The sequence below is a fragment of the Sphingomonas parapaucimobilis NBRC 15100 genome (assembly GCF_000787715.1).
Classification (GTDB): Bacteria; Pseudomonadota; Alphaproteobacteria; order Sphingomonadales; family Sphingomonadaceae; genus Sphingomonas; species Sphingomonas parapaucimobilis.
Genome location: NZ_BBPI01000087.1, coordinates 84,223 through 96,843, shown reverse-complemented (window position 1 = coordinate 96,843; position 12,621 = coordinate 84,223). Strand labels below are relative to the sequence as shown.

The window sequence follows — 12,621 nt, the reverse complement described above, 5'->3', positions numbered from 1 at the left end:
GCGAGGGCGCGGAGAAGAAAGGCTCAAGAAAATGGACGCCCCTCGGCCACTCCCGCCTCTGCGCCCTCCGCGCCTCTGCGCGAACCAAATCACCGTCGCAGGAACAGCCACGACCGGATCGCGCTCGCCAGATTGGGCGGGTCGTCCGCGACGATGCGCAGCGCGTCGATCTCCGCCACCAGCGCCGACAGCGGCAGGGCGTGCGCCACCGCCGCATCCTCCAGCGCCGCCCAGAACACCGGCTCCAGGCTGATCGAGGTCGCGTGGCCCGCGATGGTGATCGACCGCTTCACCGGGCCGACAAAACCCTCCGCCGGGGCGGCGATCCGGCTCATTCGGTGTCGAACAGGCTGGCCAATTGCTCGATGATCGTGCCGCCCAGCTGCTCGGCGTCCATGATCGTCACTGCGCGGGCATAGTAACGCGTCACGTCATGGCCGATGCCGATCGCGATCAGCTCGACCGGGCTCTTGCTCTCGATCCAGCCGATCACCTGGCGCAGATGCCGTTCCAGATAGCTGCCCGAATTGACCGACAGGGTGGAATCGTCGACCGGCGCACCGTCGGAGATGACCATCAGGATGCGCCGCTCCTCGGGCCGCGCGATCAACCGGCTGTGTGCCCACATCAGCGCTTCGCCGTCGATATTTTCCTTGAGCAGCCCCTCGCGCATCATCAGGCCGAGATTGTTGCGCGCGCGTCGCCACGGCTCGTCCGCCTGCTTGTAGACGATGTGGCGAATGTCGTTCAGCCGCCCCGGCTGCGGCGGACGTCCGGCGGCCAGCCACGTCTCGCGGCTCTGCCCGCCCTTCCACGCACGGGTGGTGAAGCCGAGGATCTCGGTCTTCACCCCGCACCGCTCCAGCGTGCGCGCGAGGATGTCGGCGGAGATGGCCGCGATGCCGATCGGCCGCCCGCGCATCGAGCCCGAATTGTCGATCAGCAGCGTGACGACGGTGTCGCGGAAATCGGTGTCGCGCTCGATCTTGTAGGACAGCGACTGGCCGGGATTGACCACCACGCGGGCAAGGCGTGCGGCGTCGAGAATGCCCTCTTCCTGGTCGAAGTCCCACGACCGCGACTGCTGCGCCATCAAACGGCGTTGCAGCCGGTTGGCGAGCTTCGACACCGCCGATTGCAGATGCGCCAGCTGCTGGTCGAGATAGCCGCGAAGCCGCGCCAGTTCGTCTGCGTCGCACAGCTCGCCCGCCGCGATCACCTCGTCATATTGGGTGGTCCAGGGCTTATAGTCGAACTGCGACGCCAGATCGTTAAGCGGTCGGTTGGGGCGCGTCGGCTGGCTGCCTTCGTCGCCATCCTCGCCGGGTTCGCCGTCGAGATCGTCGAGCGAGTCCTGGCTCTGCTCCTGCGACTCGCCATCCTCGCTGTCGGAATCGCGCTTCTCCGCGCGGGCCTCGACCTCACCTTCGCCCTGGCCCTGCTCGTCGTTATCCTCTTCGCTCTCGTCCTGCTGCTGTTCGTCCTCGCCTTCCTGATCGTCGCCGCCTTCATCGGCCTGATCGGGCTCGGCGGGTGGCTCGGCGAGTTCGAGATCGGCAAGCATCCTGGCGGTCAGCGACTGGAACGCCTTCTGGTCGTCCATCGCGCCCGCCAGCGCGTCGAGGTTCGTCGCCCCCTCCAGCCAGTCGCGGACCAGCGCCAAAGCGGGTGCGGTCTCGGCTGGCGAAGGCCGTCCCGTCATCCGCTCACGCAGGAGGAGGCCCAGCGCGGTCGACAAGGGCACCTCGTCGCGGTTGCGCGCCCGCGTCAGCGGGTCGGAGCGCAACCGTACGTCCAGCGCATGGGCCAGATTGTCGCCGATCCCGGCATAGCCGCGCGCGCCCAGCGCCTCGATCCGCGCGGTTTCCACCGCATCGTACACGGCCCGCGCCACTGCCTCGACCGGGGCGGCCTTCGCGTGGAGCGCCGTGTCGTGCAGCTTCAGCCGCAGCGCAAAGGCATCGGCAAAGCCGCGCGCCTCGGCCACCTGTTCGGGCGGCAGCGCGCGACCCGGCATCGGCACGCGGATATGCTTGCCCGAGGATGTCGGCGCATCGGCGGTGAAGGCGAGTTCGACCTCCGGCTCCTGCGCGATGGTCCGCGCCGTGCCGCCAAGGACCGCCTTGAACCGGTCGAGAGGGGTGTCGTTCGCCAAGGATCAGGCCCGGCCGACGACGCTTTCGGGCAGGTCCTTGCCGAAGACGCGCTGATAATATTCCGCCACCAGTGCGCGCTCGTTCTCGTCGCACTTGTTGAGGAACGACAGCCGGAAGGCAAAGCCCGGATCGCCGAAGATCAGCGTGTTCTGCGCCCAGGTGATGACCGTGCGCGGGCTCATGACGGTCGAGATGTCGCCGTTGATGAAGCCCTTGCGGGTCATGTCGGCGACGCGGACCATGTTCTCGACCAGCTGCTTGCCGTCGGGCTTGTCATATTCGCCCGACTTGGCGAGCACGATCTGCGCCTCGGTCGCGGCGGGCAGATAGTTGAGCGTGACCACGATGTTCCAGCGGTCCATCTGGCCCTGGTTGATCTGCTGCGTACCATGATACAGCCCGCTGGTATCGCCCAGGCCCACCGTGTTGGCGGTGGCGAACAGGCGGAACCACTTGTTGGGGCGGATGACCCGGTTCTGGTCGAGCAGGGTCAGCTTGCCCTCGGTTTCCAGCACGCGCTGGATCACGAACATCACGTCGGGGCGGCCCGCATCATATTCGTCGAACACGAGCGCGGTCGGGGTCTGGAGCGCCCAGGGGAGCAGGCCCTCGCGAAATTCCGTCACCTGCTGCCCGTCCTTCAGGACGATGGCGTCGCGGCCGATCAGGTCGATGCGGCTGATATGCGCGTCCAGGTTGATGCGGATGCACGGCCAGTTCAGCCGCGCGGCGACCTGTTCGATATGGCTCGACTTGCCGGTGCCGTGATAGCCCTGCACCATCACGCGGCGATTGTGCGCAAAGCCCGCCAGGATCGCCAGCGTGGTGTCGGGATCGAACACATAGGCGGGATCGAGATCGGGGACGCGCTCGTCGGATACCGAGAAGGCCGGAACCTCCATATCGGTGTCGATGCCGAACAGGTCGCGCACCGACACCATCTTGTCGGGTGCGTCGAGGATCGTCGTATCGCGGCTGTCGGGAAGCATATTCGGGATATCGGTCATCAGGCCCTCGTCTCGTCGCTCAACGCCTTAGGCCAAGCGCGGCTCCCTACTCAATGGCGGTGATCGCACGAAACGGGTCTTCCGGCGATTGCGGGACGATGGTTTGGCGGTCATCCTCAGGCCCCCGGCATGCGAGTCGCGGGGCGGGGCAAGCATTTGATCTGTCAGGTAAAAGGGCGGGCGCGGTCATGGCGAATTTCATCTGGTACGAATTGCTGGCCGACGACATCGTGGCGGCGCAGGATTTCTACACCCATGTCATCGGCTGGCAGGTCGGCGACAGCGGGATCGACGGGATCGACTATCGCATCTTCGCAACGCCCGAAGGCGAGGCGATCGGGGGTCTGATGCAGCGTCCCGAAGGTTCGCCGGGCGGGCCGGTCTGGTTCGGATATCTGCCGGTGGTCGATGTCGACGAATCGCTGGGGGCCATCGTCGAGGATGGCGGACAGGTGCTGATGCCGGCCTGGACGATGGAGGGGGTGGGGCGCATGGCGCTGGTCACCGATCCGCTGGGCGCGCCCTTCTATCTGATGGCGGCCGAGAACGGCGACCAGCCGTCGCGCGCCTTCGTCGAGCATGGCACCGGCCCTGCGATCGGTCATGTCGTCTGGAACGAGCGGATCGCCAGCGATCCCGACCGGGCACTGGCCTTTTTCGGACGGCATTTCGGCTGGAGCCATCAGGGCGGGATGCCGATGGGCGAGCTGGGAGAATATCGCTTCCTGGCCGATGGCCCGGTGATGCTGGGCGCGCTGATGGGCTGCCCGCCGGGCGGTACGCCGGGGTGGCGATTCTATTTCGCGGTCGAGGATATCGACGCGGCGGCGGCGCGGGTCACCGAGCTGGGCGGGACGATCGAATATGGGCCGGTCGAGATACCAGGCGGCGACTATTCGATGTCGGTGCTCGACCCGCAGGGCGCGCGATTCGGACTGGTCGGACCGCGCAAGTAAAATTGTTCCCCTGCAAGGGGAGGAATAAGCATTCAGGCGAAGGCCGGCGCCTGGCGCAGCTGCTGATACGCCGCGATCACCTTCTGCAGTCGCGATTCGTGGCTGCGATCCCCGCCGTTGCGGTCGGGATGATAGCGCCGCACCAACTCGCTATAGCGCCGCCGCAGCGCACTCCGATCGGCATTCGCCTCCAGCCCCAGCACCTTCAGGCTTTCGCGATCCTGCCCCGACAGCGGCTTGCCGTCCGACCGCTCGGGCGCAGCCTCCCGGCGATAGCGGGCGGCGATGGCGTCCAAGGGATCGGAGAAATCGGCCCAGCGCGGCCCCGGATCGGTGCCGCCTTGCGCGAAGGCGCGCGTCTCGCGTTCCCAGCCCGCATAGGGGCGCTGGGCGCGGTGGATCTCGTCCGCGCTCATGCCGTCGAAGAAATTATAGCGGCTGTTGAAGGCGCGGACATGCTCCAGGCAGAACCAGCGGAACTGGCCCGGCCCGTCGCCGCTTCGCGTGCCCTCAGGCGGCGGTGCGCGGAACTCGCCCGCTTCCTCGCAACCGGCATGATCGCAGCCGCGGCCGGTGTTCTCGACCCGGCCGTGAAAACGCGCGCCCGTTTTCTCCCTTGGGGGTTTGTCCTTGGGTGTTTCGCTGCTCGACCAACGCGCCACGGCTATCCGCTTGTCCCGAAAAACCGTCTATATAGGGGCCATGACCGATATCACCACCGCATCCATCGCCGATCAGATCACCGACCGCCTGACCCGGGCGCTGGCCCCCACGCATCTGGAGGTCATCAACGAAAGCGCGATGCATCGCGGCCATCTGGGCGATGACGGCACCGGCGAGAGCCATTTCCGCGTCATCGTCGAATCGCCCGCTTTCTCCGGCCAGTCGCGCGTCGCCCGCCAGCGCATGGTGAACCACGCGCTCGCCGATCTGTTGTCGGAACGCATCCACGCGCTGGCGATCAGTGCGAAGACGCCCGGAGAATAATTCCATGCCCTATGACCTGTGGTACTGGCCCGGCCTGCCGGGGCGCGGCGAGTTCGTCCGGCTGGCGCTGGAGGCCGCAGGTCTGGCCTATCGCGACCGGGGCGTGGAGGAGGGGGCCGAGGCCTTGCTCGCCGATATGCGGAAAGGTGGCCGCCTGCCCTTCGCCCCGCCATATTTGCGGGCAGGGGGGCAGATGATCGCGCAGGTCGCGAACATCCTCCACTGGCTGACCGAGCGGCACGATCTGGCACCGGCAGGCGACCGCGTCTGGCTGAACCAGCTGCAACTGACGATCAGCGACATGGTGGCCGAGGCGCACAACGTCCATCACCCGGTCGCCACCGGCGCCTATTATCACGAACAGAAGCCCGAAGCCGCCCGCGCCGCCGCCCAGTTCCGCGCGGAGCGGCTTCCCAAATTCCTCGGTTATTTCGAGGATGCGCTGGGCGACCGCGAGTGGATGGCGGGCGGGCGCTGGTCGCCGGTCGACACCTCGCTGTTCCAGCTGATCGCAGGTCTGCGCTACATGTTTCCCAGGCGCATGGCGGCGGTCGAGGGTGACTATCCCGCGCTCATCGCCCTGCACGACCGTGCAGAGACCTTGCCCGGCATCGCCGCCTATCTGGACAGCGACCGGCGGCAGGCGTTCAATGAGGACGGAATCTTCCGCCATTATCCGGAGCTTGACGCCGAATGATCCGCATACCCCGTCCCGCCGCGCGCATCCTGCTGGTCGATGCGGCGGGCCGGACGCTGATGTTCCGCTTCACCCCCGATGACCGCCCGCCCTTCTGGTGTACGCCGGGCGGTGCGGTCGATCCCGGCGAGAGCTATGAGGACGCCGCGCGCCGCGAGTTGCGGGAGGAAACCGGGCTCGACCACGACTGCGGGCCGCAGGTCGCGCGGCGGCAGGTCGAGTTCCGCACCATCGAGGGTGTCGAGGTCGAGGCCGACGAACGCTATTTCCGCGTCGACATCGACGCGCATGACGTGAACGGCGCAGGGCACACCGCGCTGGAACAGCGGGTCATGCAGAGCTGGCGCTGGTTTTCCCGCGAAGAACTGGCCATGCACCCCGAACCCTATTTCCCGGCCGACCTGATCGCGCTGCTCGACGCCACGGAGCCGACTCCCACGGAGCAAAGCCATGTTTGACGATTTCCTGCTGCGCACCCTGCAACCCTCCAGCCACGATCTGGGCGGGTTCAAGGTTCACCGGACGCTACCCAACAAGGAGCGGACGATGGTCGGCCCCTTCATCTTCTTCGACCAGATGGGGCCAGCGCAGCTGCAACCCGGCTCCGGCATCGACGTGAGGCCGCATCCGCATATCAACCTGGCGACCGTAACCTATCTGTTCGACGGCGCGATCGGCCACCGCGATTCGCTGGGCAGCGACCTGGTGATCGAACCGGGTGCGGTGAATTTGATGACGGCAGGGCATGGCATCGTCCATTCCGAACGCTCGCCGGGCGAGACGCGGCCGCAAGGCCCGGTGCTGTCGGGCATCCAGACCTGGCTCGCGCTTCCCGAAGCGCAGGAGGAAATCGACCCGTCCTTCGAGCATGTTCCGGCCGAGGCGCTGCCCGAAATCGAAGGGCAGGGTGCGACCGCGCGGATCATCATGGGCGAATTGTGGGGACAGCGCGCGCCGACCACGACCTATGCGGGCACCATCTATGCCGACATCGCGCTGGAGCCGGGCGGGAGCATCCCTATCGATGCGGCGGCCGAGGAACGCGCAGTGTATTGCGCGCTGGGCGAGGCGAGCCTGGAGGGGATGACGCTGGAGCCGCAGCGCCTCTATATCCTGAAGCCGGGAATCGCGACGACGCTGCGGTCCGAAGCGGGCGGCCGGGTGATGCTGTGCGGCGGCGATGCGTTCACCACGCCCAGGCATGTATGGTGGAATTTCGTGTCCTCCCGCCGCGAGCGGATCGAGGAGGCCAAGCGGGCCTGGCGTGCGCGCGAGTTTCCGACGGTGCCGGGGGACGATGCCGAGCGGATCGAAATACCGGAAATCCCGAAGACGGTGAGTTATCCGTGATTTAAGCCCCTCTCCCGTCAGGGGGAGGGGCTGGGGAGGGGCAAGGCCACAAGCCATGCTCTGCGAGGCACCTTGCCCTCCCCCGGCCCCTCCCGCCTGCGGGAGGGGAGTAAGCAGGGGTCTGATCCGACGTCCCGTTCCGCCTGAGCGAAGTCGAAGGCCACGGGACAACGCCAGTCGCGCAAAAACAGTCCGCCAAACAGCGAACCGTTAAAACACCATCAATGTAGGAAAAATGGTGCCCAAGGGCGGGATCGAACCACCGACACTGCGATTTTCAGTCGCATGCTCTACCAACTGAGCTACTTGGGCCCACACCGCGATTGCGATTGGAGGCGTGCCTTTACGGGTGGCTTTCGCCGCTGTCCAGCCCCTCTTCGTCATTTTCTTTGACCGGGATGCGATAACCTTCGCCCAGCCATTGCAGAAGGTCGCGATCCTTGCACCCGCGCGAGCAGAAGGGCGCGTGTTCGGCGGCGGTCGGCTTGTCGCAGATCGGGCAGGTGGTCATGAGCGTTCCAGTAACAGGGGGCGGCCGGTGCGGCGCTCCAGCGCCTCGCGCCAGGCCGGATGGGCCATCAGGCGGTCATGGACAGCGCCGGAGACCCGATAGGTCGGCGCAGGCCCGGGCAGCTCGCGCTCCCATTGGCGCAGCAGCGCGCGGGCGCGGGCGCCCACGGGGTCGATGCCCAGCCGCTCGGGGATCGAGGCGCGGGGGCGCGGGCGGACGATCTGGAGAAAGCCGAAGCCGTTGACCGCCGTCCGCTCGAAGGGGAGTGGCAGCGCGGCGTCCAGCGCCTCGGCCACCGCCTGACGCGGCCCCTTGCCTTCCAGCGTGGGAAAGTCGATGCCGATCGACCCGCCGATACCGTGGCGCAGGATGCTGTCCGCCACCGCGCGGGCGGCGGCGATCGACAAAGCCTCGAGCGGCGGCGATCCGTCCACGTCGAACAGGGTCATCGCCGGGGTCGGCGTCATGCGCAGCACGCCCGCGCCGAATCCGATCTCGCCCGTCACCGCCTCGTCGAGCAGTTCGGACCAGCCCGCCGCTTCCAGATCGTCGGGCTGATGCGGCAGCAGTTGGCGAACGGCCGAGCCGGTCGCGGCGATTCGCGCGCGCAGATCGGGGCCGGGGGCGGGGCGCGCGTCTTCGGGGGCGAGTTGCGCCTTGGGCAGCTTGGCGCGGCCGCGTTCGGGGATGGCTTCGCGCGTGACGATGACGGTCAGCGCCGATCCTTGCGTCATCCCCTTGGGCACCGGCGACAGCAGCACGTCACCGCCTTGCGCCAACGTCACCCGCCCCTGTCGGCCGGGGAGCAACTCGACCAGCCGCCCCTCGGCCACGGTGCCGACGGTCAGCGTGGCCGCAAGCTCGATCGCGGCCTGGACGATGCGACCATCCTCGACCAGCGCGGCCCGGGCCTCGCCGATCCCGGCCTCATAGAGCCATTCAGACAAGCGGCAGCCCGGCGGCCTTCAACAGGGCGCGGGTTTCGAACAGGGGCAGGCCGATGACGCCGGAATGCGAGCCTTGCAGGAAACGGACAAAGGCTTCGGCACGGCCCTGGATCGCGTAACCGCCCGCCTTGCCCAGCCCTTCGCCGCACGCGATGTACGCGTCGATCTCGTCGTCGGACAGCGGCTTGAAGGCGACGATGGTGTCGGCCAGCCGGGTGCGCGCCTTGCCGGTGGCGTCGATCACGCACACGGCGGACAGCGCATGGTGCCGCCGCCCGGACATCAGGCGCAGCAGCTTGCGCTGGACGTCCTCGGTCTCGGCGGGGGGCAGGATGCGACGGCCCAGCGCGATGGTGGTGTCGCCCGCGACGACGATCTCACCGTCGGCACGCTCCACCGCCTTCGCCTTTTCCACCGCCAGCCGCAGCGCGTAGACGCGGGGCGGTTCGGCGGGGCGGGGCGCTTCGTCGATATCGGGCGAGGCGACTCGGTCGAGCACGACTCCCAGCCGCGCCAGCAGATCGCGGCGGCGCGGGGAGGAGGATGCAAGGACGAGCGGCATGGGAGGCCGGTCGCTCACTTGAAGCGGTAGGTGATCCGGCCCTTGGTCAGGTCGTACGGCGTCAGCTCGACGAGCACTTCGTCGCCGACCAGCACGCGGATGCGGTTCTTGCGCATCTTGCCCGCCGTATGCCCCAGGATCTCGTGATCATTCTCGAGCTGGACGCGGAACATCGCGTTGGGGAGGAGTTCCACCACGCGGCCGCGCATCTCGAGCAGTTCTTCCTTGGCCAAAAAATACCTCGGTTCGTCGTGTTATAGGGTCTGTCGAAGAGGCGCCGCCATAGCCGCAATGGGCCGAAAAGGAAAGGCACGCCGAATCGGTTACGGATATGGGGTCGGGATACGGTTTTGCAATCCTCCCCGGCACGGGGAGGGGGGGCCGCCGCGAAGCGGTGGTGGAGGGGGCTATCCGCAATGGACTCGCTTTGTGGAAGCCCCCCTCCACCAGCCTGCGGCTGGTCCCCCTCCCCGTGCCGGGGAGGATCTTTACGCCGGGTTATGTTTCGCCAGGAATGCGGCCATCGCCTTCAGGAATTCCAGCCGGTCCTCGGCGCGGGTGAAGTGGTGGTCGGCCAGCGGCTGCTCGATATAGTTCACCGGCTTGCCTGCCGCCTTCAGCGCGGAGACCATCATCCGCGACTGGTTGACCGGCACGCGCTTGTCCTCCTTGCCGTGTACGATCAGCAGCGGGATCGCCATGTCGGCCGCGCCGAAGCGGGGTGAGACGGCGTGATAGTCGGGGGCCTGTTTCTGCAGCCAGTCGGAGCGTGTCTTGCCGAACAGGAATCGCGAGTCGTAGCGCTTCATCGCCTGAAGGTCGGACACGCCCGCATAGGACACCGCGCAGCGATAGAGCGCGCTGTTGCGCTGGGCCGCGCGCATCGCGGCATAACCGCCATAGGAGGCCCCCACCATGCAGGCGCGCTTGGGATCGGCGATCCCTTCCTTGGCCAGCCAGGCAACCGCGTCGTCCAGATCGTCCTGCATCTTCAGGCCCCATTCGCCCTGCCCCTTTTTGGCGAAGGCGGTGCCATAGCCCGAGGAACCGCGATAATTGGGCTGGATCACCGCATAGCCTAGTTCGGCCAGATACTGGCTCCACCAGTCCCAGCTTTCGGCATCGCGGGCGAAGGGGCCGCCATGCGGCATGACGATCAGCGGCAGGTTCCTGGTCCCGCGTCCGCGCGGCATGGTCAGGATCGCCTCGATCATGGTGCCGTCGCGCGCGGCGTAGCGCACGGTGCGCACCGGCGACAGCTTCTGTCCCTTCAACTGGGGGTTGGCCCAGGACAGGAACTGCATGTTGCCGTAATCGGTATCCCAATAATAGAGCGCCCCCGCCGAGGACGGGCTGCTGACCGTCACCAGGAAGCGGGTGCGAGCGGTGTTCCAGGACACGATCTCGGCCCGGCGCGGTGCCACCGACTTGTCGAGCGCTGCCTGCAATTCCTTGATCCGCGGGTCGGTCCAGGCGTCGTGATAATATTGGTCGGTGTAGCGGATCGCCGAGATATCGTCGCCCGCCGGGGTCTTGATGATGCCGTCGATATCATAGCCGGTGACGCTGCTGAGCTTGCGGCCCAGCTTCAGGTCGGGCAACGAAACTTCGTACAGCGCGTCATATCCGTCGCTGTCATCGATCGCCAGCGCGGTGCCGTCGGCGCGGAAGACGCTGGGCACCAGCACCGATTCGTCCTTGCGGCCATTGGCGCGGGCGATGGTGCGGAAGGGCTCGGCGTTGGACTGGCGATAGAGGATGCTCTTCTGACGGGTGTCGTCGCTATAGCGCACGCCCATGCGCAACTGGCCCTGGCCGTCGGCATACCAGTCCCACACATCGGTCTGCCCGTTCGCGATCCGCTTGACCCGCCCGGTCGATACATCCGCTTCATAGACGGAGGGGTAGACCTCGGACATGGAATAGATGCCGGTCGATTTGGCGAACAGCAGGCGCGGCGTGCCGTCATGCGCGGTCCACAACACCTCGTCGGCGCGGAAGCCCGAATTGTCCCAGTCGATCTTGACCATCTTCGTCATGTCGGCGCGGACGCCGATCAGACGGGTGACATAATATTCCTCGCCCTGGATCATGTCCTGGCTGCCCAGCCCGACGACCAGCCATTCGTCATTGACCCAGCGCCACCAGTTGACGTCGACCTTGTCGCTGAGCGCGGCCAGCGCGGTCTTGCCCTGACCTTTGATCAGCGGGGCGACCATCAGATATTGCTTGCCGTTCAGCGCCCGCTTGCCCGCGATGCGGGTGCCGTCGGGCGACAGGGCCGGCCCCTCGAACTCGGGCAGCGCGGCAAAGGCCTCGACCGGCAGGGGGACCGTCGCGGCGGGTGGCGAAGCGGATGGTGTCTGGCCCGCATTCTGCGTCATGCCCGTCAGCGTCATCAACGCGAGCGCCGTCACCGACGCGCCCAGCCTGCCTACCCCACGCATTCCTGATCCCCCCATGTCGGCACCACTCCCCAGGGGCCGGACTGATACAGATTAACAGCGCGGCGGCAGGAGGAAAGGGGGGTCAGTTGGCCGCGCGGTGCTCATAGCCCCAGCGGGGCGGCAGCGGGATCGATTCGCCCGCATCGGTCAGGGTCAGGCCGTCACCGGCCGCAAAGCTGCCGACGCGCGTGGCGGCGACCGGCGGCGTGATCCCGGCGGGCAGGGCAAAGAGCAGTTCGTAATCGTCCCCGGCGGTCGCAGCGGCCAGTCGCGCCGCCCGGTCGGTGCCCCCGAACGCCCGCGCCTCTTCCGACAGCGGGACCGTATCGAGCGCGATCGTCACCGCCAGCCCGCTCGCCCGCGCCATTCGGCCCGCGTCGAGCAGCAGACCGTCCGACACGTCCATCATCGCATGGACGACGGGGCTGAGTGCGCGGCCCTCGGTCAGGCGAGGGCAGGGGCGGCGATAGGCGTCGCGCAGCGCGATCGGCCCATGCCCTCCTTGCGCGATCGCCAGGCCCAGACCGGCATCGCCGATCGTGCCGGTGACCCACAAGCCGTCCCCCGCCTTTGCGCCGTCACGGGCAGGGGCGGCGGCATCGCGGCCGAAGGCGGTCAGCGTCAGGCTGCGCGGCCCCCGCAACGTTACGGTGTCGCCGCCGATCAGCGGGGCATGAAAGTGCGTCAGCACGCTGCCCAGGCCATCCAGAAAGGCGCGGTCCCAGGCGGAATCACCCAGCGGATAGTTGAGCAGCACCCCCTCGACCACCGCGCCCTTGGCGGCCAGGTCGGACAGGTTGGTCGCGACCAGCTTCCACGCGACATCGGCGGGCGGGTCGTGGGGCAGGAAATGCACGCCTTCGACCAGCGTGTCGGTGGTGACGACCAGCGGCGCGGCGGTCAGCACCGCGCTGTCGTCGACCAGTCCGCGCGCACCGGGATGCAGCGGCATCCGGCGCAACGCGGCGATGAACTCCGCCTCGGTCATCGGGGCGGGTGCG

Annotated in this window: 15 protein-coding genes and 1 tRNA gene; 5 read left to right on the top strand and 11 right to left on the bottom strand. The window is 67.5% G+C overall.

The window, feature by feature from the left end:
• Nucleotides 1–89: 89 nt before the first annotated feature.
• From SP5_RS15825 to cobS, 3 genes are read right to left on the bottom strand one after another with little or no spacing between them, the layout of a single operon-like run.
• A complete protein-coding gene (locus tag SP5_RS15825) occupies nucleotides 90–335 on the bottom strand; it encodes a ribbon-helix-helix domain-containing protein (protein WP_042490535.1) in 246 nt (81 codons plus the stop codon).
• A complete protein-coding gene (cobT, locus tag SP5_RS15820) occupies nucleotides 332–2,155 on the bottom strand; it encodes a cobaltochelatase subunit CobT (RefSeq protein ID WP_042490533.1) in 1,824 nt (607 codons plus the stop codon). Before cobT ends, SP5_RS15825 begins: the two co-directional genes overlap by 4 nt.
• 3 nt (nucleotides 2,156–2,158) lie before the next feature.
• Nucleotides 2,159–3,163 (bottom strand): cobaltochelatase subunit CobS, encoded by a 1,005-nt coding sequence (gene cobS / locus SP5_RS15815; protein WP_042490532.1) that lies wholly within the window; start codon nucleotides 3,161–3,163, stop codon nucleotides 2,159–2,161.
• A gap of 188 nt (nucleotides 3,164–3,351) precedes the next feature.
• On the opposite strand from cobS, the gene SP5_RS15810 reads away from it, so the two are divergent.
• On the top strand, nucleotides 3,352–4,119 hold the full coding sequence (locus SP5_RS15810; protein ID WP_042490531.1) for a VOC family protein: 768 nt from the start codon (nucleotides 3,352–3,354) through the stop codon (nucleotides 4,117–4,119).
• Nucleotides 4,120–4,151: 32 nt separating this feature from the next.
• Here SP5_RS15810 and SP5_RS15805 read toward each other — a convergent pair whose 3' ends face one another.
• Nucleotides 4,152–4,781, bottom strand: a complete 630-nt coding sequence (locus SP5_RS15805) for a J domain-containing protein (protein ID WP_042490530.1) — start codon at nucleotides 4,779–4,781, stop codon at nucleotides 4,152–4,154.
• A 40-nt stretch (nucleotides 4,782–4,821) separates the two neighbouring features.
• Between SP5_RS15805 and SP5_RS15800 the strand changes: the two genes are divergently transcribed.
• The 4 genes from SP5_RS15800 to SP5_RS15785 are packed head-to-tail and all read left to right on the top strand — an operon-like array spanning nucleotide 4,822 to nucleotide 7,153.
• Nucleotides 4,822–5,106: a BolA family protein gene (locus SP5_RS15800; RefSeq protein WP_042490529.1), complete on the top strand. Its 285-nt coding sequence runs from the start codon at nucleotides 4,822–4,824 to the stop codon at nucleotides 5,104–5,106.
• Nucleotides 5,107–5,110: 4 nt separating this feature from the next.
• Complete coding sequence (locus SP5_RS15795; protein ID WP_042490528.1) at nucleotides 5,111–5,803, top strand: glutathione S-transferase; 693 nt, start codon at nucleotides 5,111–5,113, stop codon at nucleotides 5,801–5,803.
• On the top strand, nucleotides 5,800–6,261 hold the full coding sequence (locus SP5_RS15790) for an NUDIX hydrolase (RefSeq protein ID WP_042490527.1): 462 nt from the start codon (nucleotides 5,800–5,802) through the stop codon (nucleotides 6,259–6,261). The genes SP5_RS15795 and SP5_RS15790 overlap by 4 nt, the downstream gene beginning before the upstream one ends.
• A complete protein-coding gene (locus SP5_RS15785) occupies nucleotides 6,254–7,153 on the top strand; it encodes a pirin family protein (protein WP_042490526.1) in 900 nt (299 codons plus the stop codon). Before SP5_RS15790 ends, SP5_RS15785 begins: the two co-directional genes overlap by 8 nt.
• A 236-nt stretch (nucleotides 7,154–7,389) precedes the next feature.
• Here the strand turns inward: SP5_RS15785 and SP5_RS15780 are convergent.
• The 7 genes from SP5_RS15780 to thiL form a co-directional block, all read right to left on the bottom strand.
• Nucleotides 7,390–7,465, bottom strand: a tRNA-Phe gene (locus SP5_RS15780).
• Between the two features lie 31 nt (nucleotides 7,466–7,496).
• The gene (locus tag SP5_RS18860) at nucleotides 7,497–7,664 is read right to left on the bottom strand and encodes a DNA gyrase inhibitor YacG (protein WP_076709552.1); all 168 of its coding nucleotides are present in this window, start codon (nucleotides 7,662–7,664) and stop codon (nucleotides 7,497–7,499) included.
• Entirely contained in the window at nucleotides 7,661–8,611 is a 951-nt protein-coding gene (locus SP5_RS15775; RefSeq protein WP_042490525.1) for an Rne/Rng family ribonuclease, read from the bottom strand. The genes SP5_RS18860 and SP5_RS15775 overlap by 4 nt, the downstream gene beginning before the upstream one ends.
• Nucleotides 8,604–9,173: a Maf family protein gene (locus SP5_RS15770; RefSeq protein ID WP_042490523.1), complete on the bottom strand. Its 570-nt coding sequence runs from the start codon at nucleotides 9,171–9,173 to the stop codon at nucleotides 8,604–8,606. The genes SP5_RS15775 and SP5_RS15770 overlap by 8 nt, the downstream gene beginning before the upstream one ends.
• A gap of 14 nt (nucleotides 9,174–9,187) precedes the next feature.
• The gene (gene infA / locus SP5_RS15765; RefSeq protein WP_007403889.1) at nucleotides 9,188–9,406 is read right to left on the bottom strand and encodes a translation initiation factor IF-1; all 219 of its coding nucleotides are present in this window, start codon (nucleotides 9,404–9,406) and stop codon (nucleotides 9,188–9,190) included.
• Nucleotides 9,407–9,661: 255 nt separating this feature from the next.
• The gene (locus SP5_RS15760; RefSeq protein WP_084220729.1) at nucleotides 9,662–11,620 is read right to left on the bottom strand and encodes an alpha/beta hydrolase family protein; all 1,959 of its coding nucleotides are present in this window, start codon (nucleotides 11,618–11,620) and stop codon (nucleotides 9,662–9,664) included.
• An 82-nt stretch (nucleotides 11,621–11,702) separates the two neighbouring features.
• Nucleotides 11,703–12,608 (bottom strand): thiamine-phosphate kinase, encoded by a 906-nt coding sequence (gene thiL, locus SP5_RS15755; protein WP_042490522.1) that lies wholly within the window; start codon nucleotides 12,606–12,608, stop codon nucleotides 11,703–11,705.
• Between the last annotated feature and the right edge of the window lie 13 nt (nucleotides 12,609–12,621).